This window comes from Mycobacterium aquaticum, from assembly GCF_002086485.1.
In the GTDB taxonomy this organism is placed as follows: domain Bacteria; phylum Actinomycetota; class Actinomycetes; order Mycobacteriales; family Mycobacteriaceae; genus Mycobacterium; species Mycobacterium aquaticum.
Genome location: NZ_MVHF01000003.1, coordinates 60,023 through 82,830, shown reverse-complemented (window position 1 = coordinate 82,830; position 22,808 = coordinate 60,023). Strand labels below are relative to the sequence as shown.

The window sequence follows — 22,808 nt, the reverse complement described above, 5'->3', positions numbered from 1 at the left end:
GCCATCATTTCGCCGCGTCGAGTATCTGCTGCGCCGCCAGCGCCGGTGTCAGTTCGCCGTCGCGCACCTGGCGCTCCACCTCCGCGCGGATGGCACGTACGTCCGGGTTGGACAGCAGCCGGTCGAGCACGGCGTCGCGGACCATCGACCAGGTCCAGTCGACCTGCTGCTCGCGCCGGCGCTTGTCGAACTCCCCCGCCCTGCTGAGCACCTGCCGGTGCTTGAGCACCGTGTCCCACAGCTCGGCCAGGCCGTCGCCGGTCAGCGCGCTCATCGTGAGAACCGGTGGGCGCCAGAGGGATTCGCGAGGATAGAGCAAGCGGATGGCACCGGTGAGCTCACGCGCGGCCTGCTTGGCCTCGACGGCGTGCTCACCGTCGGCCTTGTTCACCACGATGACGTCGGCCAGTTCCAGCACGCCCTTCTTGATGCCTTGCAGCTGATCTCCCGTGCGGGCCAGCGTGAGGAACACGAAGGTGTCGACCATGTTGGCCACGGCGACTTCGGACTGCCCCACCCCGACCGTTTCGACCAGGATGATGTCGTAGCCTGCGGCCTCCAGCAGCACGATCGTCTCGCGGGTGGCCTTCGCGACCCCGCCGAGTGTCCCCGATGTCGGCGACGGCCGGATGTAGGCGTCCGGATGCACCGCCAGCCGCGCCATGCGGGTCTTGTCGCCCAGGATCGAGCCGCCCGTGCGCGTCGAGGACGGGTCGACCGCCAGCACCGCCACCCGGTGGCCGGCCTCGATGAGGTGCATGCCGAGGGCTTCGATGGTGGTCGACTTGCCGACACCCGGCACCCCGGTGATCCCGACATGCATCGCTGTGCCCGCCGACGGCGTGAGTTCGAGCAGCAGCTGCTGGGCCTGGTCGCGATGATCGGCCCGGGTGGATTCGACCCGGGTGATGGCCCGCGCCAGCGCGGCGCGGTCACCATCGCGGATCGCGGCGGCGAGATCCTTGATCGAGTCGGCCACTAGCTCAGCTGGTAGCCGAGCCGATCAGCCAGCTTCTGCAGCAGGCCGATGGCCGCGTCGGCGATCACCGTGCCAGGCGGGAAGATCGCGGTTGCGCCGGCCTGGTACAGCTCGTCGAAGTCACCGGGCGGGATGACGCCGCCGACCACGATCATGATGTCCGGTCGCCCCACCTCGGCCAGCGCATCCCGCAACGCAGGCACCAGGGTGAGATGCCCGGCGGCCAGTGACGACACCCCGACGACGTGCACATCGTTGTCGGCGGCCTGGCGGGCCACTTCGTCAGGGGTCGAGAACAGTGAACCCACGTCCACGTCGAAGCCGATGTCGGCGAACGCCGTGGCGATCACCTTCTGTCCGCGGTCGTGGCCGTCCTGGCCCATCTTGGCGACCAGGATGCGGGGCCGGCGTCCGTCCGCCTCGGCGAACTTCTCCACCAATTCCGTTGCCCGGCCTATTGACGTCACGTTGCCACTACTTCCCACCTCGTCGCGGTAGACGCCGGCGATGGTGCGGATCTCGGCCCGGTGCCGGCCGTACACCTTCTCCAGGGCGTCGGAAATCTCACCGAGGGTGGCCTTGGCGCGCGCAGCGTCGATGGCCAGGGCGAGCAGGTTGTTGCCCAGCCCGTCTTCACCGGCCACACCCGATTCGCTTGCGGCACGGGCGAGTTCGGCCAAGGCGGCCTGGGTGGCCGCCTCGTCGCGCTCGGCGCGCAAGCGCTCGAGTTTGGCGATCTGCTCGGCACGCACGCGCGAGTTCTCGACCTTGAGGACCTCGATCTCCTGGTCCTCGTCGACCTGGTACTTGTTGACGCCGATCAGAGGCTGGGCACCGGAGTCGATGCGGGCCTGCGTGCGCGCCGCGGCCTCTTCGATGCGCAGCTTCGGAATGCCGTCGCTGATGGCCTGCGCCATGCCGCCGTGTTCAGCGACCTCCTTGAGATGAGCGCGGGCCTTCTCGGCGAGCTGGTGGGTCAGCCACTCCACGTAATAGGACCCGCCCCACGGATCTATCGGCCGGGTGGTGCCCGACTCCTGCTGCAGCAGCAGCTGAGTGTTGCGCGCGATGCGCGCCGAGAAGTCGGTGGGCAGTGCCAGTGCCTCGTCGAGCGCGTTGGTGTGCAGCGACTGGGTGTGCCCCTGGGTAGCGGCCATCGCCTCGATGCAGGTTCTGGCCACGTTGTTGAACACGTCCTGGGCGGTGAGCGACCAGCCGGAGGTCTGCGAGTGGGTGCGCAGCGAGAGCGACTTGTCGTTCTTGGCGCCGAACTCGGCAACCAGTTCGCTCCACAGCAGCCGGCCCGCGCGCAGCTTGGCCACCTCCATGAAGAAGTTCATGCCGATGCCCCAGAAGAAGGACAGCCGTGGCGCGAACTTGTCGATGTCCAGTCCGGCGTCAAGGCCGGCCTTGATGTACTCGACACCGTCGGCCAGGGTGTAGGCCAACTCCAGATCGGCGGTGGCACCGGCCTCCTGGATGTGATAACCCGAGATCGAAATGCTGTTGAACTTGGGCATTTTCGCGCTCGTGTAGCCGAAGATGTCGGAGATGATCCGCATCGACGGCTTCGGCGGGTAGATGTAGGTGTTGCGGACCATGAACTCTTTGAGGATGTCGTTCTGGATGGTCCCGGCGAGCTTCTCCGGCGGCACCCCCTGCTCCTCGGCGGCCACCACGTACAGCGCGAGGATCGGCAGCACCGCACCGTTCATGGTCATCGAGACGCTGACGCTGCCCAGGTCGATGCCGTCGAACAGCTGCCGCATGTCGAGGATGGAGTCGATCGCCACGCCGGCCATGCCCACGTCGCCCTGCACCCTCGGGTGGTCCGAGTCGTAGCCGCGGTGCGTGGCCAGGTCGAAGGCCACCGACAGGCCCTTCTGGCCGGCCGCGAGGTTGCGCCGGTAGAACGCGTTGGATTCGGCCGCGGTGGAGAAACCCGCGTACTGACGGATGGTCCACGGCTGGTTGACGTACATCGTCGGGTACGGCCCGCGGACGAACGGCGGGGCACCCGGGAAGCTGTCCAGCGGGTATCCGGCCTCGACCACGGCGTCGCGGTCGGCGGCGATGTAGACCGGCTTGACGTCGATGCCTTCCGGGGTGGCCCAGGTCAGCTGCTCGGGAGCGTACCCGTGGGCCGCTGCGGCCTCGGCGACATGTGTTTGGACGGCCTGCGGGGTGGCGGGCTCGCCGGTGCGCTCGCCGTGTAGCGGTACGTCGGCGAAGCTGCCGATTCCTGTCGTCGCGGTCATATCAGGCCCCCAGTCCGGTGAGCAGGTTCGACAACACTTCTACCGCATTGATCTTCGCGGTCACGTACCCGTCGGGTTTCGAGTCGGCTTCCGCGACAGCCTTTTCCGGCCCGGCCAGCAGAACCTGGCTCACCCCGGCCGCGCGTGCGGCCGCCACCACCGCGCCCGCCTCGGAACCGTACCGGGCATCGGTGCCGCACAACACCGCGATGCTCGGGGAACCGGCCTCCGCGACCGCCTTGCCGACGCTCGAGGCCTCGACAGTGCCGGGGTTGACTGCCTCGATCCCGCCCGAGGCCAACAGGTTGCTCGTGAAGGTGGTGCGGATGTTGTGCTCGGCCAACGGGCCCAGCGGCAGCAGCAGCACCTGCGGCCGGGCTCCGGTGCGAGCCAGTAACGCGTCCGAACGGTCGCGCAACGCCTCGAACCCGGCCGCGTAACGCGCCCAACCCACGACTGAATCTGCTTGTGCGAGTGGAGCTTCGGCGAGGTTCGGGAACTCGTTGACACCGGTGATCGCGGTGCGGCGATGCGCGATGTCGTCGGAACGCCGCGCGGCCACCTCGGCGATCTCGGCCTTCAGGTAGTCCTGCGCCGCCACGAATCCACCCCGGGATTCGATCTGCTGAAAATGCGTCCAGGCCTGCTCGGCGAGATGGGCGGTGAGATCCTCGACGAACCAAGAACCGCCCGCCGGGTCGAGCACCTGCCCCAGGTGCGACTCCTCGAGGAGCAGCAACTGCGTGTTGCGGGCGATCCGCCGGGCGAAAGTGGTTGAGGTGCCGTCCAATCCGCCGGGAATCGCGACATCGAACGGGTGCACTGTGATGGTGTCGGCCCCGCCGACACCGGCGGAGAACGCGGCCAGCGTGGCGCGCAGCATGTTCACCCAGGGGTCCCGCTGGGTCATCATCGGCAGTGACGTGACGGCGTGCAGCGTGGCGGCGCCGCAGTCGGGAGCACCGACCACCTCCGCTACCCGGGCCCACAGCTGCCGGGCCGCCCGCAGCTTGGCGATGGTCATGAACTGATCGTCGTCGGCGGCGTACCGGAAGCTGATCTGCCGCAACGCTTCGTCGGCCGCGATGCCGCCGTCACCGAGGATGCGCAGATAGGCCACGCCCGCGGCGACCGAGCCGGCAAGCTCGAGGGCGGCACTGGCCCCGTGGTTGTGGAAGGCCGGGCCGTCGACGGTGATCGCGCGTACCCGGCCCGCGTAGCCGGTCAGCGTCGCGGCGGTCGCGACGACATCGGCCTCGGTAGCCGTGTCGCGCCCGGAAAAGGCTGCGGTCAGTGGGTCGGCGCCCAGATCGACCGACAACCGGGCCCGCTGGTCGTCGTCGAAGTCCGCCAGCAGAGCGAGCACCTTCTCGGCGGTCACGCGATAGTCGGCGCCGGCGGTCTCGAACACGATCGGCACGAGGTCGAGGAACACTCCGTCGAGCAAGCGGTCGACGTCGGTTGCCGCGACGCCGTCCGGGCCGCCGATACGCAGCAGCAGGGCGCTGACGCCTTCGGTCAGCGCGAGCAGCATCACGCCGTTGACGGTCTCGACGCCGGAGCCGGGGACGATCGGGAACGGTTCGGCGACGCGCCAGCCGGCCTTCACATCACGGCGCGCGTCGCCGCCACGGATGAAGGGCCACTGGCCGGGCAGCGACGGCTCGGCGACGGTGTCCAGGCTCGTGTAGAGCGGACGGATGGGGAAACCTTCATAAGTGGCCGAATCCAGGAGCCGCTCCGGCTCGGCAGGCAAATCGGCGCTGTCCCCCCGTCGGCTCTTGGCGAGGACGCCGGCGACCGCCTTGCGCCACTGATCACGGTCGGATTCGACCGCACTGGACCCCTGTAACGACACCGCATCTCCTGTTGTCGCAGCGTGTGACCTAGTCACTTGTTTCTCAGGCTAAATGATCACTATCACGGCTCTGTCCGCCGGGCAGCCGACGCGGGCGCGCGCGACTGGGAGATGTTCGCCCGCGGCCCGTAGTCTTGATGAGCGTGAAACCCGTCGTCAGCACCCTGCGAACCGTGCGTGCCGCGGTGATGACGACAGTGCTGCAGCTGCCGCCGCGCCGTATCGTCGCCATCCTGGCCGCAATTGTGATTCTTGTCGCAGTCGCACTTCTCGTGCCGTTGCCCACTGCGCTGCAACTGCGCGACTGGGCCGGCTCTGTCGGTCCGTGGTTTCCACTGGCCTTCCTGGGCGCTCACATCGTGGTGACGGTCTTCCCGTTTCCCCGTACGGCCTTCACGCTGGCCGCCGGGCTGCTGTTCGGTCCGGCATTGGGCGTGGCGATCGCCGTGGTGGCCAGCACCGTGAGTGCGGTCATCGCGTTGTTGCTGGTCCGGGCAGCTGGCTGGCAACTCGACCGGCTGGTGTCGCACCCGAAACTCGACGCGGTCGACGCACGGCTGCGCCAGCGGGGCTGGCCGGTAGTGATATCGATGCGGTTGATCCCCGCCGTGCCCTTCTCGGTGCTCAATTACGCAGCCGGGGCGTCGGCCGTGCGCGTGGTGCCTTACACACTGGCCACCGTCGTCGGGCTGCTTCCCGGCACGGCCGCCGTCGTCGTCCTCGGGGACGCACTGACCGGGAATATCAGCCCCTCGCTGTTCCTGGTGTCGGTGAGCACGGCCGCCCTCGGCGTGGCCGGGCTGATCTACGAGGTGCGAAGCCATCGCCGGGCTCAGCACAGCGCCGTGTCGAGCGACGCGATCGACACCGTGACCGGCGGCTGAACACACCCGGTCGCGGATGACCGCGTATTCCGGCCTGCCACCGAAGTAAACAAATGTTTACAATAGTAAACATGGGTTCACTACCGGCGGATGACCGGACAGCGCGCGCACGCATACGCGACGAAGCCCTGAGACTCTTCGCCGAACGGGGCGCCGACGCGGTCACGATGCGCGATATCGCCGCGGCCGCAGGCGTGTCCCCCGCGCTGCTGATACGGCACTACCGGTCCAAAGACGGGCTGCTGGCGGCGGTCGACGATCACGTCGTGGCCACCCTGGAGGCATTGCTCACCGAAGCGACCGGCCGGCCCTCCGACGACGCCCTCGCACCGTCCGCCGTACCGACGTTGGTGGACTCGCTGGCCACGCATTTACCCGCCGACTCGCCCGTGCCGGCGTACCTGGGCCGGCTGCTGACGACGGGCGGCACCGTCGGGTCGAAAGTGTTCGCCCGGCTCTACGGAATCAGCCGAACCGCCCTGGACGCCATGGTCGCCGGCGGTGTCGCCGATGCCGGAGCCGATCCCGCGGTGCGTGCCGCGGTGTTGATGGCCAATGACCTCGCGGTCCTGATCTTGCGACCACGCCTCACCGAAGTGTTGGGCGTCGACCCGCTGGCACGCGACGGGATGTCGCGTTGGGCGGCGGAGGTTTTCGCGATCTACCGCGACGGGCTCAGAGCCGGACCGGAAGGAGAAACAGAATGACCGCGAACACTTTCGCCGATCTGGGCGCCCGCATCCTGCGCAATCGCCGCCTCATGCGCGCCCCGATCTGGATCTACCGCATGCGCGCCGGAGCGCTGCTCGGCCCGCGGGTGCTGATGCTCGAACACATCGGCCGCACATCGGGCCGAGCACGTTACGTCGTCCTCGAAGTCATCGACCACCCCGCCGCCGAGAGCTACGTCGTCGCCTCCGGTTTCGGCGCAAAAGCCCAGTGGTTCCGCAACATTCGCGCCAACCCTGCGGTCCGCGTCTGGATCGGCAGCCACTCGCCCAGGCCGGCGGTCGCGCACGTGCTCGACCAGCAGAGCACAGACCGGGTACTCACCGCCTACCGGCTGGGCCGCCCCAAGGCATGGGAGCAGTTCAAGCCCATCCTGGAATCCACGCTCGGCCAACCGATCACCGACACCGAAGCCCCACTGCCAATGGTCGAACTGCGCCTGCAGTCCCGGGCCTGACGACGTCCGTCAGGCCCGGTGCGCGCCGCCGGGCAACCCGCCCTGCGGATACGGCCCGTCCAGCGACGGTGCGGGCGGGACGGCCGTCGGGGCCCCCAGCGGCGGTGTCGTCGCTCGGGCTTCGGCCTCGGCCTTGGCGACCGCCTGCGCGATGGCCGGATCGGTGTCGGTCGAGAACCACTCGGCGACCTCTTCGCTGTCGTCCTCGGGCTTCGGCAGATCCTCCTCCACCGGGGTCGGCGTGTACCGGAACACCCCGTCCTCGCCGGGCGCACCCAGCATCTTGGTGAATCCCTGTAGCGCCGAGCCGAAGTCGCTCGGCACGATCCACACCTTGTTCGCCTCGCCCTTGGCCATCTGCGGCAAGGTCTGCAGATACTGATAGGCCAGCATCTCCGGGGTGGGGCGGCCCGCCTTGATGGCCGCGAACGTCTTCTCGATGGCCTTGGCCTGGCCTTGCGCCTGCAGGTACTGGGCGGCCCGCTCACCTTGGGCGCGCAGCATCCGGGACTGCCGGTCGGCCTCGGCGGCCAGGATCGCGGCCTGCTTGGCGCCCTCGGCCGCCAGGATCTGCGACTGCTTCTGGCCCTCGGCCTGTTTGATCGACGATTCCCGCACACCCTCGGCCGTCAGGATCATGGCCCGCTTGTCGCGGTCGGCCTTCATCTGCTTTTCCATCGACTCCTGGATGGACGGTGGCGGGTCGATGCTGCGCAGCTCGACCCGCGCCACCCGCAGACCCCACCGGCCGGTGGCCTCGTCGAGCACACCGCGCAGCTGCGCGTTGATCGAGTCGCGTGAGGTCAGTGTCTGCTCCAGCGTCATACCGCCGACCACGTTGCGCAGCGTGGTCGTGGTCAACTGCTCGACACCGACGATGTAGTTGCTGATCTGGTACACCGCGGCCTGCGGATTGGTCACCTGGAAGTAGACGACCGTGTCGATGTTCAGCGTGAGGTTGTCCTCGGTGATCACCGGCTGTGGCGGGAACGACACCACCCGCTCACGCAGGTCCACGCGGGCCCGGATCCGGTCGATGAACGGCACCAGCAGCGTCAGCTGGCCGCTGACCGTGCGGCTGTAGCGCCCCAGCCGCTCGATGACCGCCGCCTCGGCCTGCGGAATCAACGCGACGGACTTCGCCACCACGATGATGGCGAACACCACCAACACCACCAGGAAGACCAACCCGGCTATAGCACCGTCCATTTGGCAGACCCCTTCGTCGTTTTACAGTGACCTGAACACAACTGCGGTCGCACCGTCGATCTTCACGACGGTCACATGATCACCCGGTTCGAACACATCGTCGTCGTTGAGCGGCCTGGCCGTCCAGACCTCGCCGTCGAGTTTTACCTGGCCTTCGTGCCGCGCCACCCGGTCCAGTACCAGCGCGGACTTGCCTTCCAACGCCTGGACCGGGTCCGGAAGGCCGTGCCCGCTGAGCAACCGCCTGCGCAGCGCGGGCCGTACCAGCACCAGCAACAGCACCGAAACCACCAGGAACACTGCGCCGTCGGCCCATACCGGCCAGTCCAGCAACGCACTGGAGCCCGTGGCCGCCAACGCTCCGCCGGCCAGCATGAGCAGGAACATGTCGCCGGTCAGCGCCTCCGCCCCGGCCAGCCCCAGCGCCACGATGAGCCAGATCAGCCACACAGGCATGCCACCACCCTAGCGAATACCGCCGTTGCGGCGGCCGACTATTACACTGCCAGCATCATGTGGTGTCCAAGTGCAACGCTGTCGGTGTGGGCCAACGCCTGGCTCGCGGGTGCCGCCGCGCCCGACGACGTCCTCGACGCGTTATCGCAATGGGCTCCAACGCATTCTGTGACCGCCTACGATTCGTCGGCGGCGGTCCGCACAGGCCTGCCCTGGCCGGAGTTGGAGGACTCCGGTTCGGTGTCGCTGCTGCAGACGCTGCGCACCGCCGCGGGAAGGTCGGTACGGACCCCCACCATCACGGTCGCCCAGCCGATACCCGGTGACGTCCGCGGCCTGCCCGCGGGCACCCAGTTCCAACGCGACGCCGTGACCGTCGGTGAGGCCGTCATCGTCAGCCACGACGAGTTGCCCGGCGTGGGCCTGGTCCCCGAGTTCGAGTACTTCGAATTCGATGAGACAGAAGACAATTCGATGTTCGACCCAGAGCCCCGCGCACTGTCTTGGACGGTGTACTCGGTCCCGACGCTGCCGCCCCCCGAGCAGTTCGAGCTGGGCACGGCCGAGTACGAATTGCGTTCCGCCGTCCGGTCGGCCGCCGAGACGCTGGGCGCCCTGCGCTCCGGGGCGGGCATGGAGGTCGAGGACCCCCGCGGCATGGTCGAGCAGATCCTGGACGCCACGCGACTGCACCGCATCCCCGACCATGCCCCTACACGGGCCATCCGCGTCCTGGAAACTGCCGCGCACGTCGACGCGATCGTCACAGTGAGCGCCGGGCTGACGCCGATCGGGCTGCAGACCTCCTCGGAGGTCCAACTCGCCGGCGACACGCTGCGCCCGCTGAACCAGGTGGTGCGGGCCGCGAGATTGGCTGCGCTCGGCGCAATCATGCAGTCCGCCTGGCGCTGAACCGATGGTCCCGGTCAGCCCGCGCCGTCGCAGCAGTGCGGCGAACAGGGCGCGCCGTCGATGCTGAACCCGTAGCCGGGCACCGGATCCGGCCCCGCCACGCGCAGCGGTTCGCTGCCGTCGCGCAGTTCGGCGATCAGCCCGGCGGCCAGCTTGGCGTAGCGCCGGTCGGCATTCGGCGTGGCGGCGCGAGCCAACGCGATGCCCGCAGCATCGGCCTGCAGTCGCAGTTCGTTGTCGAGATCCCACACCACCTCGATGTGGTCGGCGACGAAGCCGATGGGGCACACCACGACAGCCTTGACGCCGCGCTGCTGCAGCGCCGAAAGATGGTCGCCGACATCGGGTTCCAGCCACGGCACCTGCGGTGGGCCGGAGCGCGACTGCCACACCAGGTCATAGTCGTCGACGCCTGCGGCGTCCGCGACCAGCCGCGCGGCGTAGGCCACCTGCCTGCTGTAGAGCCGAGGCCCGCACCGTTCGTCGGCGGCGATCGGGATGGAATGCGCGGTGAATACGACACGCGCGTCGGCGGGCAGCGAGGCCGCAGCTTTCGTGACTGCCTCGGCGTACATCTCCACCAGTAGCGGATGATCGAAATACTGTCGCAGCTTCACCAATTGCGGCGCGTCGGGTCCGGCCGCGGCCCGAGCCCGGGCAATGTCCTCGATGTACTGCCTGCAGCTCGAGTAACCGCCCCACGCCGACGTGGTGAACACCGCGGCCCGCCGAACACCGTTGTCGCGCATGGCTGCGACGGTGTCCTCCACATAGGGATCCCAGTTGCGGTTGCCGAAATACACCGGCAGATCGGGCATCTCGGCCCGCAACTGTTCGATCAACGCACGGTTGATCCCGTTGATCGGTGACACGCCGCCGAAATGCAGGTAGTGCTCGGCGACCTCGTCGAGCCGCTCCGACGGGATGTTGCGCCCGCGCGTGACGTTCTCCAGGAATGGACGTACCTGCTCCGGTCCTTCGGGCCCGCCGAAGGACAGCAGCAACAGGGCATCAAAATCCATCAGTTCGGGATCACAACAGCTGGGTGTGGGCGCCACCGTCGGCGTAGACGACGGTGCCGGTGGTGGCAGGCAGCCAGTCCGACAGCAGGGCGCACACCGTCTTGGCGACCGGCGTCGGATCCTTCATGTCCCAGCCGACGGGAGCGCGCTGATCCCAGCCCTCTTCCAGCAGCCGCATCTGCTCGCCGGCCTCGGCGCCCAGCGCCCCGCCGACAATGGCGCTCATCGCGAGCGTGCGGATGGGCCCGGCGGCAACCAGATTGGAGCGGACTCCGAACGGGCCGGCCTCGCGGGCGACGAACCGGTTGACCGATTCCAGCGCGCTCTTGGCGACCGTCATCCAGTTGTAGGCGGGCATCGCGCGGGTCGGATCGAAATCCATGCCGACGATGCTGCCGCCGCGATTCATGATCGGCAGCGTCGCCTTGGCCAGCGAGGCGTACGAGTAGGCCGAGATGTGAATGCCCTTGGCGACATCCTCATACGGCGCGTCGAAGAACGGATTGACGCCCATGCCCGACTGCGGCATGAAGCCGATCGAATGCACTACGCCGTCAAGCTTGTTGCCCTCACCGATGACACCGGTGATCCGCTCGGCCAGGCTGTCGAGATGCTCGGAGTTCTGCACGTCGAGTTCCAGCAGCGGAGCCGGGTTGGGCAGCCGGTCGGCGATGCGCTGGATCAGCTTCATCCGGTCGAAACCGGTCAGCACCAGCTCAGCCCCGGCCTCCTGGGCCGCCTTGGCGATGTGGAACGCGATGGACGAATCGGTGATGATCCCGGTGACCAGGATCCGCTTGCCTTCGAGCAAACCTGCCATGAGTGGGACTCCTTCTTGGGCGAAAAGTTGAAAGTTCTGGTAGGCCAAAGGCTTTGGCTCAGTGGCCCATGCCCATGCCGCCGTCGACCGGGATCACGGCACCGGCGATGTAGCTGGCGTCCTCGGATGCCAGGAAGCTCACCGCACCGGCGACCTCCTCGGCGGTGCCGACCCGCTTGGCGGGGATGAATTCCAATGCGCCGGCCTGGATCCGCTCATCGAGGGCGCGGGTCATCTCGGTGTCGATGTAGCCGGGCGCGACGACGTTCGCGGTGACCCCGGCCTTGGACAGTTCACGCGAGATCGAGCGGGCCATGCCGATGAGACCTGCCTTGGCGGCCGCGTAGTTGGCCTGGTTGCCGATGCCCCACATGCCCGAGACCGAGCCGATGAAGATGATCCGGCCGAAACGCTTGCGCTGCATGCTGCGTGAGGCGCGTTGCGCCACCCGGAACGCACCGGTGAGGTTCGCGTCGATGACCTCCGCGAAGCGGTCCTCGGTCATCCGCATGAGGAACGCGTCCTTGGAGATGCCTGCGTTGGAGACCAGTACCTCGACGGGGCCCTGGTGCTCCTCGACCTCCTTGAAGGCGCGGTCGACGGCGTCGTTGTCGGTGACGTCGCACACGACACCGAACAGCCCGTCCGGGGCGCCGGACCCACGGTGGGTGACGGCCACTTTGTGTCCGTCGGCGGCCAGTCGCTGGGCGATCGCCAGGCCGATGCCCCGGTTGCCACCGGTCACCAGGACCGAGCGGGAAACGAACGCGGGACGGCCGGGCGTGGTCTCGGTATCGGCTTCAGCGGCAACCGTGTCACTCATGCTGGTCAACTTAACGCGTCGGTACTGCTTCGCCGAAATCGACACCGGGGCTGGCGCACGCGCGTTCGCATCGCCCGGGTGCCGATCTCGACGTTCATCTAGCTGGGCAACCGGCGGTTGATCATCAGCCCGGCGAGGGCGGCGAGCGCCAGCACCAACGCCCCGAGCCGCAACCAGCCGAGGCTGGCATCGCCCTTGATGGTCTCGTAGCCGATCTGCTGCTGCAGCGACGTGAAGACTGCCTTGAGCTGCTCCAGGTTGGCGGCGTTGAACGCGTCCCCACCGGAGAGCTGCGCGATCTTCTTGAGCGTCTCGTCGTCGACCGGCACCGGCTGGCGCTGATCGTTGATCTCGACATAGCCGTAGGGCGTGCCGAACGACACTGTGGAGATGGGTACGCCCTGATCCTTGGCGGTGCGGGCGGCCGTGTAGGCGCCCTTGGGGTTGTCGGGGTTCGACGGCACCGTCTCCTTGCCGTCGGACATCAGCACGATGCGCGCCGGCGGCGGCTCGTCGCCACCGCCGATCACCGCGCCAACCGTCGCGATCGCCTGCAAGGCGGTGAAGATGCCCTCGCCCGTCGCGGTCCGGTCGGCCAGCTGCAGCTTGTCCAGCGCGTTCTTGGTCGCATCGCGGTTGGTGGTCGGCTGGACCAGCACAGTCGCGGTGCCTGCGTAGGCGATCAGACCCAGGTTGATACCGGGCGTCAGCTGGTCGGCGAACTGCTTGGCGGCCTCCTGGGCCGCGGCCAGCCTGCTCGGCGCGACATCGGTGGCCCGCATGGACTGCGAGACGTCGATCACCAGCATCACCACGGCCCGGTTGCGTGGGATCCGCACATCGTGGGTCGGGCCTGCCAGCGCCACCGTGAACAGCAGCAACGAGACCACCAGCAGGATCGCGGGCACATGCCGCCAGCGGGTCGGCTGCTTGGGCGCCACGCTCTCCAGCAGCTCCATGTTGGCGAACCGCAGGATCCGCTGTTGACGGGCACGCTGGACGATGACGTACAGCGCCGCCAGCGCCACCACCACGAACAGGAACAGGAACCACCACGCGTGCGCGAAGCCGGACAGGCTGATCGGCCCGAGTATCGGTAATGTCATGTGCTAGTTGTCATTTCAGTTTCGATGGTCGTCGGCCAGACGTCTTTTCTTCGCTACCGGGCGGCGAGCGCGCCGCGGCGCCGATTGGCCACGAACCGCACCACGTCGGCGATCCAGTCCCGGTCGGTGCGCAGGCTCAGCAGCGGGGCATCGCACCGCCGCAGGGTCCGGGCCACCTCCTGGCGATGGGCCGCCGCGGCTTGCTCGAAGTCGCTGCGCAGCTGGGCGTCGATGGTGAATTCGCGGGTGACGCCGGTTTCTGTGTCCTGCAGGATCACGTCCCCGACCTCGGGCAGTTCGATGTCCCGTGGGTCGAGCACCTCGATGCCGAGCACCTCGTGACGGCCCGCGATGGCCCGCAGTGGACGCATCCAGTTGATCGGCCCCAGGAAGTCGCTGATGATCACGGCCATGCCGCGTCGCCGTTCCGGCCTGCGCAGCGCGTCGATGGCCGCGGCCAGATCACCGCGGACGCCGGTGGGCGCCTTGGGCATCGTGGCGATGGCACGCAGCATCTCCTGCTCGTGCATGCGGCCTGACAGCGCCGGGACCCGCCGCACCGATTCGCCGTTGGCGATGATCGCGCCGATCCGGTTGCCGCCCCCGCTGTTGAGGAAGGTGATGGCCGCGGCCGCCGCGACGGCGAGATCACGCTTCTCGCAGCCGGCGGTGCCGAAGTCGAGGCTGGCCGAGACATCGACCACCAGCCACGTCTCCAGCTCGCGGTCGGCGATCATCTGCCGGACATGCGGCATCGTGGTCCGCGCCGTCACCGACCAGTCCATGCGGCGCACGTCGTCGCCGGGTTGGTAGATGCGCGACTCCCCCGGCTCAGAACCCGGGCCGGGAATCAGCCCGAGGTGGTCGCCGTGCAGCACGCCGTCGAGCTTGCGGCGGACTGTCAGCTCGAGCTTGCGCAGGGCCGCCGACAGGGCGGGGTCACGGATCTCGCCGCGCTGCAGCGACGGGAGGTCGACTGAGCGGCGGCCCGGAGCCGTCACCGACCCGCGGCCGCGGCGGCAGCGGCGGGCACCGCGGGTGCAACCGAATGTCCTTGCTGCGGAAGGGCATTCACCTGCGGCAGGGCCACTGTCTGCAGGATGCGGTTGACCACGGTCTCCGACGAGATCTCGTCGGCCAGCGCGTCGTAGGTGAGCACCAGCCGGTGCCGCAACACATCGGGGATGACCTCGACGACGTCCTGCGGGATGACGTAGTCACGGCCGCGCACCAGTGCCAGCGCACGCGCCGCGGCGATGATGCCCAGCGACGCACGCGGCGAGGCACCGTAGGCGATCCACGCCTTGGCATCGGGCATGCCGAACTTCTCGGGCTCGCGCGTCGCGGTGACGATGCGCACCACATAGTCCACCAGCGCGTGATGCACGAACGTGTTCGCGGCGACATCCTGCAGACGCAGCAGGTCGCCGGTGTTGAGGATCTGCTTGGGCTCCGGGGGCTTGACGCCCATCCGGTAGATGATCTCGCGCTCTTCCTCCGGCGACGGGTAGTCGACGTTGAGTTTGAACAGGAAGCGGTCACGCTGCGCCTCGGGCAGCTGGTACACGCCCTCCTGCTCGATCGGGTTCTGGGTCGCCATCACCAGGAACGGGCTGGGCAGCGGGAAGGTCTTGCCGCCGATGGAGATCTTGCGCTCGGCCATCACCTCGAGCAGCGCCGACTGCACCTTGGCGGGCGCTCGGTTGATCTCGTCGGCGAGCAGGAAGTTGACCACCACGGGGCCGAGCTCGATGTCGAAGTCTTCCTTGCCCTGGCGGTAGATGCGGGTACCGATGATGTCGGTGGGCACCAGGTCAGGAGTGAACTGGATGCGGGCGAACGTGCCGCCGACCACCTTGGCGAAGGTCTCCACAGCCAGCGTCTTGGCGACGCCGGGCACACCTTCGAGCAACACGTGGCCCTTGGCGAGCAGGCCGACCAGCATGCGCTCGACCAGCTGATCCTGGCCGACGATGATGCGCTTGACCTCGAAGATCGCCCGCTCCAGGGTGTGCACCTCACCCTGCAGGCCGCCGTTGTTCGACGCCGGGGCGGCGTGCGCGCCGGGCTGCGCAGCAGCGGGCGCAGCCGGGGAGCCGGGAGGATAGCCCGGCGCCGGGCTCGAGCCGGGGTAACCTCCGGCGCCCTGCGGCGGTCCACTCGGTGACGTCATCAACTTCCTCCCACAGTGTTCGTCTGCAAACGCATCAATACCAATAGCCGGGCAGCCGGGTGCCCGTGGTCAACTATTCCAGGCACTTCCGAATCCGTCGACGCTGCCCGGAAGAGTTCAGGTTCCGCTCAGGATTCGATGATGCGGGACAGATGGGGCGACATGCCCGCGGTCCGCACCGGGCTGACGGTGACCTTGCCTGCACTGCCGGAGGCCTCGAGCATCTTCCCGCCCCCGAGATAGATGGCGACGTGCTGGCTACCGCCGGGGCCGTAGAAGATCAGATCGCCACGCTTGGCCTGCGACGGCGGGATGGCACGGCCGGTGTTGTACTGGTCGCCGGAGTACTTGGGGATCTGCACACCCACGCCGGCGAAGGCGTAGCGGGTCAGGCCCGAACAGTCGAAGCCGATCTTTCCGGCGTCGTAGTCCACGCCGGGGCCGGGCCCGGTCAGCGTGCCACCACCCCAGGAATAGGGCACGCCCATCTGGCTGCCTGCGCGGCGGATGGCGTACTCGATGGCCTGCGGGCCCCGCACCGCGCCTGCGGGCAACGGCGATGCCGCCGCCGTCTTCGGCGCCAGACCGATACTCTGCAGGAACTGCTGCCCGAGACTCTGGGTGGTCTGCAGCGCGATCTGGCTGACCTGGAAGGACGCGTTGGCGATCGCCACCGGATCACCGGGGGCCCCGGAGCTCACCACCTTCGGCAGCGTCGGGTCCCAGGCGCCGTCGTCGGGTGCGGCCGCGGCAGGCCACGCGCCCCCGACAGCGAGCGCGATTGCGACCGCCGTCGAAGCCAGGATCCTGGTGGGGCGAAATGACTTGGAGCGCAATGCAATCCCTACGATTCAGTATTCGATGTAGCGGACGACGTACGGTGTCATGCCGCTGGTGCGAACGGGTGAGACCTTGACCGTCGACCCGGTGTACGGCGCTTCGAGCATCTGGCCGTTGCCGAGGTAGAGCGTGACGTGCTGGGCGCCGCCGGGGCCGTAGAAGATGACGTCGCCGCGGCGCATCTGCGAGGACGGGATCTTGCGGCCTGCGTTGTACTGCGACCCCGAGTAGTGCGGCAGCTTGATGCCGACGCCTGCGAACGCGTACAGGATCAGGCCCGAGCAGTCGAAACCGACGGTGTCGGCGCCAGAATCGATTCCTCGGCTTGGGCCTGCGGCGTTACCGCCGCCCCACGAGTACGGAACGCCCATCTGCGACATCGCGCGCTGGATGACGTACTCGGAGGCCTGCCGCCCGTAGACCCGGGGAATGGCGCCGTTGGTGTAGCCGGTCGGCGTCGGCAGGATGCCCAGCTTCTGCAGGAAGCTCCGGCCCATGTTCTGGGTGACCTGCGCCGACGTCGACGAGATGCCCAGCACGGTGTTGATGATCGCGATCGGATCGCCCTGCACGAACGCGCTCGGGATCGCGGGAAGCGTGGGGTCCCACTGGCTATCCCAGTTGGCCGGCCGCTGCCCCGCCGCCCCAGGGGCGCGGTCCCAGTTGCCCGGGTTCGCCTGCGGCAGTGTCGCGTTGGGGGCGCCGCCCGCCGGTGCCGACATGGGCCGCGCCTGGTCGAGCTTGGCCTGGGCCGCGGCCCGTTGCGCCGTGAGCTGCTGCAGCTGATCGCGCTGGGTGCCGAAAGTCTGCTGGGCGTCCTTGAGCGCCGACACCGCCGAATCCTGGCTGGCCTGGGCGTCACGGGCGGCCTGGTCGGCCTTCTGCTTGGCCAGCCGTGCGGTCGACTCGCGGTTCACCTGCTCGGTGCGGGCCCGCTGCAGGTCGGCCATCACCTGGTCGGAGCTGACGGCAAGCGTCTGGCTGGTGGCGGCCGCGTCGATCATGTCGGCGGGGTCGGTCGCGGTCAGGTACGAGCTCGACGGGCCGTTGACGTAGCTGGCCGCGGCGAAGGTGTCGAAGCGTTTCTGCGCGGCGGCGATGGCGGCGTTGGCGTCGGCGATGCCCTGCTGACTGTCAGTCACTTCACGGTTGGCCGCGTCGGCGGCGTCGCGCGCGTCCTGCACCGCGACGATCGCCTTGTTGACGCTCTCCTGCTGCGTCTGGATGGCTGCGCCCAACTCCTGCAGCTTCTGGTTCGCGTTGGCCACCGCGGCAACGAGGGTCGCGACGTCTTCCGGACCGCCCGGCTCGGCCACTGCCGCCGGGACGCCCCCGGTAAGTGCCGTGGCGAGCAGCATCCCGACCGCCAGCGGTACGGCACAGATGCGGCCGTACAACTGCGACCTAGAGGCGCGAAGGGAGCGTCTCATGCGACTCAAGTCTCCTTGGGCTCAACGACGGCGTACCGGCAGGTTTGCTCGCAGCCTTTGCGCAGAAGTCACACAAAGCACAACTACAACAATGGGTACCTTTTGCACCGTACGTCACAGGAGAAGCCAAAGAAACTTTAGTCACAAATTACAGATATGTAATTGCGAATAGTGTGACCGTTTAGTGATATTCGCGGAATTTACGAACTTATGTTCGATGGATCCGCAGGCTCCGGACGCGGGTCGGTCCCGATGGCCGACGCCGCGGCACGTTTGCCACGAACCTGCAGGACGCGGGTGATGACGGCGGCCGCGACCACCCCTAGCGTCAACACGATCGTCAGGGTTGTCCACGGGAAAATCGGAGTCGTTATCTGATCGACGAAATTCCGTGCCGACTGCACCGGGTTGCCCGTCTTGGCAACGTCTTGTCCGGCCTCCAAAGTGACCCGATCTATCGACTCGCTGTAGGTGCCGGCAAATGACGGACTGATGGCAATCACCGTCGACCCGGGATTGGCCTGACCGACCTCGGTGGCGATGTCCCGCAGCGGGGTGTCGATGAACGGATTCTTCGGCACCACGATGACCTTCAGGTCGATGCCCTCCTGGCGCGCATCACTGACCACCTGGCGAAGCCCCGGCACATCTTCGGCAGGTGCGCTGACCCCGTCGTCGGCGACGTCGGCCTGTACGGCCGCCATGCAGTGGGCGACGCCATCGGGTTGCGTCGGGCTCAGTCCCACGGTGTCGCACACCTCGACCGGAATGAAGGCAGGCAGAAACGGGATGACGTGCGGTCCAGTCACAGGGGCACGGTACGCCGTGTCGCTGTGCCGCCGAGCGGCGACACGGCTGACACGCCCGATGTGAGACACCCCGGTAAATTTGGGCGCCCTCGGTGCGACTCGGCCGACGCCGCCGCGCACAGGTGGCCGAATCCGGGCGTCCGGGTAGCACCGCGGAAACAACAAGAGAAGACTGTTACGCGCCCTGCGGCGTATTGCAGGACAAGCGTACTGTTAACATCGGAACGCCGCCGACACAGCCCGTCGCGGCGAGATCAAGCCGGGAGTTGATGTGAGCAGCGAGAATACGGAAAATTCGTCCCTTAACTCATTTGGTGCCCGCGACACGCTGACAGTCGGGGACCAGAGCTACGAGATCTATCGTCTGGACGCGGTACCCGGTACCGAAAAGCTGCCGTACAGCCTCAAGGTGCTCGCCGAGAACCTGCTGCGCACCGAGGACGGCGCCAACATCACCAAGGATCACATCCAGGCCATCGCCAACTGGGATCCCTCGGCCGAGCCGAGCATCGAGATCCAGTTCACCCCGGCCCGCGTGCTGATGCAGGACTTCACCGGCGTGCCGTGCATCGTCGACCTGGCCACCATGCGCGAGGCCGTGGCCGCCCTCGGCGGCGACCCGGACAAGGTCAATCCCCTCTCGCCGGCCGAGATGGTCATCGACCACTCGGTGATCCTCGACGTGTTCGGCAACGCAGGCGCCTTCGAGCGCAATGTCGAACTCGAATATGAGCGCAACTCCGAGCGCTACCAGTTCCTGCGCTGGGGTCAGGGCGCGTTCGACGACTTCAAGGTCGTCCCGCCGGGCACCGGCATCGTGCACCAGGTCAACATCGAGTACCTGGCCCGCGTCGTCATGGTCCGCGACGGCAAGGCGTACCCCGACACCTGTGTGGGCACCGACAGCCACACCACCATGGAGAACGGCCTCGGCGTGCTGGGCTGGGGCGTCGGCGGTATCGAGGCCGAGGCCGCCATGCTGGGCCAGCCCGTCTCGATGCTCATCCCCCGCGTCGTCGGCTTCAAGCTGACCGGTGAGATCAAGCCCGGCGTGACCGCCACCGACGTGGTGCTCACCGTCACCGACATGCTGCGCAAGCACGGCGTGGTCGGCAAGTTCGTCGAGTTCTACGGCAAGGGCGTGGCCGAGGTGCCGCTGGCCAACCGCGCCACCCTGGGCAACATGAGCCCCGAATTCGGTTCCACCGCAGCGATCTTCCCGATCGACGAGGAGACCATCAACTACCTGCGGCTGACCGGGCGCAGTGAGCAGCAGCTCGCACTGGTCGAGGCCTACGCCAAGACGCAGGGCATGTGGCACAACCCCGATCACGAGCCGGCCTTCTCCGAGTACCTCGAGCTGGACCTGTCGACTGTGGTGCCCTCGATCTCCGGCCCGAAGCGCCCGCAGGACCGCATCGAGCTGTCCGACGCCAAGAACGCGTTCCGTAAGGACATCCACAACTACGTCGAGGAAAACCTGCCCGTCGAGCACACCCAGCTCGATGAGGCCATCGAAGAGTCCTTCCCGGCCTCCGACCCGGCCAAGCTGACCTTCGCCGACGACGGCGCCGTGGACGTGCGTCCCTCGGCGGCCAACGGCTCCGCGGGCCGGCCGTCCAAGCCGATCACCGTCAAGTCCGAAGAGCGCGGCGAGTTCGTGCTCGACCACGGCGCCGTGGTGGTCGCAGGCATCACCTCGTGCACCAACACCTCCAACCCGTCGGTCATGCTCGGCGCGGCCCTGCTGGCCAAGAAGGCCGTCGAGAAGGGCCTGTCCACCAAGCCGTGGGTCAAGACCAACATGGCACCCGGTTCGCAGGTGGTCACCGACTACTACAACAAGGCCGGCCTGTGGCCGTACCTGGAGAAGCTGGGCTACTACCTCGGCGGCTACGGCTGCACCACCTGCATCGGCAACACCGGTCCGCTGCCCGACGAGATCTCCAAGGCCATCAACGACAACGATCTGTCGGTGACCGCCGTGCTCTCGGGTAACCGCAACTTCGAGGGCCGCATCTCCCCCGACGTGAAGATGAACTACCTGGCCTCCCCGCCGCTGGTGATCGCCTACGGCATCGCGGGCACCATGGATTTCGATTTCGAGACCGACCCGCTGGGCCAGGATCAGGACGGCAACGACGTCTTCCTCAAGGACATCTGGCCGTCGGCTCAGGAGATCGAGGAGACCATCGCGTCGTCGATCAACCGGGAGATGTTCACCGACTCCTACGCCGACGTCTTCAAGGGCGACGACCGCTGGCGTTCGCTGGCCACCCCGGAGGGCAACACCTTCGCGTGGGACGAGGCCTCGACCTACGTGCGCAAGGCCCCGTACTTCGACGGCATGCCCGCCGAGCCAGAGCCGGTCAGCGACATCAAGGGCGCCAGAGTCCTTGCCCTGCTGGGCGATTCGGTGACCACCGACCACATCAGCCCGGCAGGCTCGATCAAGCCGGGCACCCCGGCCGCGCAGTACCTCGATGCCAATGGCGTTGAGCGCAAGGACTACAACTCGCTGGGGTCGCGACGCGGCAACCACGAGGTGATGATCCGCGGCACCTTCGCCAACATCCGGCTGCGCAACCAGCTGCTCGACGATGTGTCCGGCGGTTACACGCGTGACTTCACCCAGCCGGATGGCCCGCAGGCGTTCATCTACGACGCCTCGGTCAACTACAAGAAGGCCGGTATCCCGCTGGTCGTCTTGGGCGGCAAGGAGTACGGCTCCGGCTCATCGCGTGACTGGGCCGCCAAGGGCACGGTGCTGCTCGGCGTCAAGGCCGTCATCACCGAATCCTTCGAGCGCATCCACCGCTCCAACCTCATCGGCATGGGCGTCATCCCGCTGCAGTTCCCGGCAGGTGAGTCGGCCGCGAGCCTCAAGCTCGACGGCACCGAGACCTACGACATCACCGGCATCGAAGCGCTCAACGAGGGCAAGACGCCGAAGACCGTGCACGTGACGGCCACCAAGGAAGACGGCAGCAAGGTGGAGTTCGACGCGGTCGTGCGCATCGACACCCCCGGTGAGGCCGACTACTACCGCAACGGCGGGATCCTGCAGTACGTGCTGCGCAACATGCTGAAGTCCAAGTAGCTCCTGGCCGGAGAAACCAAGTCAGCTATGGCGCTACGACACGCGCCTGCGCGAGGAGTGAACCAGTGCCCCGGGTGACCGACGACCATCTGGCGGCCCGCCGCCGCCAGATTCTCGACGGCGCCCGGCGCTGCTTCGCTCAGTACGGGTACGAGAGTGCGACCGTGCGACGGCTCGAACAAACCATCGGGCTGTCGCGCGGCGCAATCTTTCACCATTTCAAGGACAAGGACACCCTGTTCTTCGAACTGGCCCGCGAGGACGCCGAGCGGATGGCCGACGTGGCTGCCCGCGAGGGTCTGATCCAGGTGATGCGTAACATGCTGGCCGCGCCCGAGCAGTTCGACTGGCTGGCGACGCGGCTGGAGATCGCCCGAAAACTGCGTAACGACCCGGCTTTTCACCAAGGCTGGGCAGAACGATCGGCCGAGCTGTCTGCTGCCACCACTGAACGATTACGGCGGCAGAAGCAGGCCGGACGCTTGCGGGACGACGTCCCGAGCGCGGTGCTGCACATCTACCTCGATCTCGTGCTCGACGGGTTGGTGGCGCGGCTGGCCTCCGGCGAGGACCCCAAGAATCTCAATGCGGTCCTCGACCTGGTTGAGGCATCGGTGCGGCAGCAACACCCGGCCTCAGCCGATCACTGAAACCGGCCGCGCCGCAACGGTTGTGGGCTCAGGCGCGGGCCCTGGTGCGGTGATTGGGCCCACCCCTGCTGCGCATCGTGGTTCCCGATTCCCGTAGCAAGCTGTGTATCGAACCGTAGGACCGACCGGTCGTCGCAACCAGCGAGCGGATGCTGGCGCCCTTCTCGTAGGCGCTGCGCAACTCGGTCAGCAATTCGTCCCGGGTCTTGTTGGTTTCCTTCATCGACATCTCCCCGCTGTGGATGTCCCGACGGTTACCCAGACTAGAAACAGGTCACACGTCGGCGGGCGAA

Annotated in this window: 21 protein-coding genes; 6 read left to right on the top strand and 15 right to left on the bottom strand. The window is 67.6% G+C overall.

Going from position 1 to position 22,808, the window contains the following annotated elements; genetic code table 11:
* Positions 1-4: 4 nt before the first annotated feature.
* Genes meaB through mutA form a run of 3 tightly spaced genes read right to left on the bottom strand, consistent with a single transcriptional unit; the run spans position 5 to position 5,095 of the window.
* Positions 5-979, bottom strand: a complete 975-nt coding sequence (meaB, locus tag BST13_RS04125) for a methylmalonyl Co-A mutase-associated GTPase MeaB (RefSeq protein WP_083160934.1) — start codon at positions 977-979, stop codon at positions 5-7.
* Positions 979-3,237, bottom strand: coding sequence for a methylmalonyl-CoA mutase (gene scpA, locus BST13_RS04120; protein WP_083160932.1), 2,259 nt, complete (start codon positions 3,235-3,237; stop codon positions 979-981). The genes meaB and scpA overlap by 1 nt, the downstream gene beginning before the upstream one ends.
* 1 nt (position 3,238) lies before the next feature.
* Positions 3,239-5,095, bottom strand: coding sequence for a methylmalonyl-CoA mutase small subunit (gene mutA / locus BST13_RS04115; RefSeq protein ID WP_083160930.1), 1,857 nt, complete (start codon positions 5,093-5,095; stop codon positions 3,239-3,241).
* 137 nt (positions 5,096-5,232) lie between these two features.
* On the opposite strand from mutA, the gene BST13_RS04110 reads away from it, so the two are divergent.
* The 3 genes from BST13_RS04110 (at position 5,233) to BST13_RS04100 (ending at position 7,165) form a co-directional block, all read left to right on the top strand.
* Positions 5,233-5,979, top strand: coding sequence for a TVP38/TMEM64 family protein (locus tag BST13_RS04110; RefSeq protein ID WP_083160928.1), 747 nt, complete (start codon positions 5,233-5,235; stop codon positions 5,977-5,979).
* 71 nt (positions 5,980-6,050) lie between these two features.
* Complete coding sequence (locus tag BST13_RS04105) at positions 6,051-6,686, top strand: TetR/AcrR family transcriptional regulator (RefSeq protein ID WP_083160926.1); 636 nt, start codon at positions 6,051-6,053, stop codon at positions 6,684-6,686.
* Complete coding sequence (locus tag BST13_RS04100) at positions 6,683-7,165, top strand: nitroreductase family deazaflavin-dependent oxidoreductase (RefSeq protein WP_083160924.1); 483 nt, start codon at positions 6,683-6,685, stop codon at positions 7,163-7,165. Before BST13_RS04105 ends, BST13_RS04100 begins: the two co-directional genes overlap by 4 nt.
* A gap of 9 nt (positions 7,166-7,174) precedes the next feature.
* Here the strand turns inward: BST13_RS04100 and BST13_RS04095 are convergent, their stop codons facing one another.
* Positions 7,175-8,374, bottom strand: coding sequence for an SPFH domain-containing protein (locus tag BST13_RS04095; RefSeq protein WP_083160922.1), 1,200 nt, complete (start codon positions 8,372-8,374; stop codon positions 7,175-7,177).
* A 21-nt stretch (positions 8,375-8,395) separates the two neighbouring features.
* Positions 8,396-8,830: an NfeD family protein gene (locus BST13_RS04090; protein WP_083160920.1), complete on the bottom strand. Its 435-nt coding sequence runs from the start codon at positions 8,828-8,830 to the stop codon at positions 8,396-8,398.
* A 57-nt stretch (positions 8,831-8,887) separates the two neighbouring features.
* On the opposite strand from BST13_RS04090, the gene BST13_RS04085 reads away from it, so the two are divergent.
* Positions 8,888-9,742, top strand: a complete 855-nt coding sequence (locus BST13_RS04085) for a hypothetical protein (RefSeq protein ID WP_083160918.1) — start codon at positions 8,888-8,890, stop codon at positions 9,740-9,742.
* 14 nt (positions 9,743-9,756) lie between these two features.
* Here BST13_RS04085 and BST13_RS04080 read toward each other — a convergent pair whose 3' ends face one another.
* The 9 genes from BST13_RS04080 to BST13_RS04040 form a co-directional block, all read right to left on the bottom strand.
* Positions 9,757-10,764 (bottom strand): ferrochelatase, encoded by a 1,008-nt coding sequence (locus BST13_RS04080; protein WP_083160916.1) that lies wholly within the window; start codon positions 10,762-10,764, stop codon positions 9,757-9,759.
* 10 nt (positions 10,765-10,774) lie between these two features.
* Positions 10,775-11,584, bottom strand: coding sequence for an NADH-dependent enoyl-ACP reductase InhA (gene inhA / locus BST13_RS04075; protein ID WP_083160914.1), 810 nt, complete (start codon positions 11,582-11,584; stop codon positions 10,775-10,777).
* A 58-nt stretch (positions 11,585-11,642) separates the two neighbouring features.
* Positions 11,643-12,407 carry a 3-oxoacyl-ACP reductase FabG1 gene (fabG1, locus tag BST13_RS04070; RefSeq protein ID WP_083160912.1) on the bottom strand — a complete coding sequence of 255 codons (765 nt, stop codon included), beginning with the start codon at positions 12,405-12,407 and terminating at the stop codon, positions 11,643-11,645.
* Between the two features lie 98 nt (positions 12,408-12,505).
* The gene (locus tag BST13_RS04065; RefSeq protein WP_083160910.1) at positions 12,506-13,513 is read right to left on the bottom strand and encodes a VWA domain-containing protein; all 1,008 of its coding nucleotides are present in this window, start codon (positions 13,511-13,513) and stop codon (positions 12,506-12,508) included.
* A 53-nt stretch (positions 13,514-13,566) separates the two neighbouring features.
* Positions 13,567-14,514: a DUF58 domain-containing protein gene (locus BST13_RS04060; RefSeq protein WP_083160908.1), complete on the bottom strand. Its 948-nt coding sequence runs from the start codon at positions 14,512-14,514 to the stop codon at positions 13,567-13,569.
* Positions 14,511-15,686, bottom strand: coding sequence for a chaperone MoxR1 (moxR1, locus tag BST13_RS04055; protein WP_083160906.1), 1,176 nt, complete (start codon positions 15,684-15,686; stop codon positions 14,511-14,513). The genes BST13_RS04060 and moxR1 overlap by 4 nt, the downstream gene beginning before the upstream one ends.
* 128 nt (positions 15,687-15,814) lie before the next feature.
* On the bottom strand, positions 15,815-16,522 hold the full coding sequence (gene ripB / locus BST13_RS04050) for an NlpC/P60 family peptidoglycan endopeptidase RipB (protein ID WP_083160904.1): 708 nt from the start codon (positions 16,520-16,522) through the stop codon (positions 15,815-15,817).
* 15 nt (positions 16,523-16,537) lie between these two features.
* Positions 16,538-17,956 carry an NlpC/P60 family peptidoglycan endopeptidase RipA gene (ripA, locus tag BST13_RS04045; protein WP_083160902.1) on the bottom strand — a complete coding sequence of 473 codons (1,419 nt, stop codon included), beginning with the start codon at positions 17,954-17,956 and terminating at the stop codon, positions 16,538-16,540.
* A gap of 200 nt (positions 17,957-18,156) precedes the next feature.
* Positions 18,157-18,765, bottom strand: coding sequence for an Rv1476 family membrane protein (locus BST13_RS04040; protein ID WP_211296001.1), 609 nt, complete (start codon positions 18,763-18,765; stop codon positions 18,157-18,159).
* Positions 18,766-19,036: 271 nt separating this feature from the next.
* On the opposite strand from BST13_RS04040, the gene acnA reads away from it, so the two are divergent.
* Positions 19,037-21,865: an aconitate hydratase AcnA gene (acnA, locus tag BST13_RS04035; RefSeq protein ID WP_083160900.1), complete on the top strand. Its 2,829-nt coding sequence runs from the start codon at positions 19,037-19,039 to the stop codon at positions 21,863-21,865.
* 65 nt (positions 21,866-21,930) lie between these two features.
* Positions 21,931-22,515, top strand: a complete 585-nt coding sequence (locus BST13_RS04030; RefSeq protein ID WP_083160898.1) for a TetR/AcrR family transcriptional regulator — start codon at positions 21,931-21,933, stop codon at positions 22,513-22,515.
* Positions 22,516-22,543: 28 nt separating this feature from the next.
* Here BST13_RS04030 and BST13_RS04025 read toward each other — a convergent pair whose 3' ends face one another.
* Positions 22,544-22,738: a helix-turn-helix domain-containing protein gene (locus BST13_RS04025; protein ID WP_083161359.1), complete on the bottom strand. Its 195-nt coding sequence runs from the start codon at positions 22,736-22,738 to the stop codon at positions 22,544-22,546.
* Positions 22,739-22,808: the final 70 nt, after the last annotated feature.

Bases quoted from the DNA above. Each gene is read 5' to 3' on its own strand.
- scpA (WP_083160932.1), bottom strand. From the start codon at position 3,237: ATGACCGCGACGACAGGAATCGGCAGCTTCGCCGACGTACCGCTACAC.
- BST13_RS04110 (WP_083160928.1), top strand. From the start codon at position 5,233: ATGAGCGTGAAACCCGTCGTCAGCACCCTGCGAACCGTGCGTGCCGCG.
- BST13_RS04105 (WP_083160926.1), top strand. From the start codon at position 6,051: ATGGGTTCACTACCGGCGGATGACCGGACAGCGCGCGCACGCATACGC.
- BST13_RS04100 (WP_083160924.1), top strand. From the start codon at position 6,683: ATGACCGCGAACACTTTCGCCGATCTGGGCGCCCGCATCCTGCGCAAT.
- BST13_RS04095 (WP_083160922.1), bottom strand. From the start codon at position 8,374: ATGGACGGTGCTATAGCCGGGTTGGTCTTCCTGGTGGTGTTGGTGGTG.
- BST13_RS04090 (WP_083160920.1), bottom strand. From the start codon at position 8,830: ATGCCTGTGTGGCTGATCTGGCTCATCGTGGCGCTGGGGCTGGCCGGG.
- BST13_RS04085 (WP_083160918.1), top strand. From the start codon at position 8,888: ATGTGGTGTCCAAGTGCAACGCTGTCGGTGTGGGCCAACGCCTGGCTC.
- BST13_RS04080 (WP_083160916.1), bottom strand. From the start codon at position 10,764: ATGGATTTTGATGCCCTGTTGCTGCTGTCCTTCGGCGGGCCCGAAGGA.
- inhA (WP_083160914.1), bottom strand. From the start codon at position 11,584: ATGGCAGGTTTGCTCGAAGGCAAGCGGATCCTGGTCACCGGGATCATC.
- fabG1 (WP_083160912.1), bottom strand. From the start codon at position 12,407: ATGAGTGACACGGTTGCCGCTGAAGCCGATACCGAGACCACGCCCGGC.
- BST13_RS04065 (WP_083160910.1), bottom strand. From the start codon at position 13,513: ATGACATTACCGATACTCGGGCCGATCAGCCTGTCCGGCTTCGCGCAC.
- moxR1 (WP_083160906.1), bottom strand. From the start codon at position 15,686: ATGACGTCACCGAGTGGACCGCCGCAGGGCGCCGGAGGTTACCCCGGC.
- ripA (WP_083160902.1), bottom strand. From the start codon at position 17,956: ATGAGACGCTCCCTTCGCGCCTCTAGGTCGCAGTTGTACGGCCGCATC.
- BST13_RS04025 (WP_083161359.1), bottom strand. From the start codon at position 22,738: ATGAAGGAAACCAACAAGACCCGGGACGAATTGCTGACCGAGTTGCGC.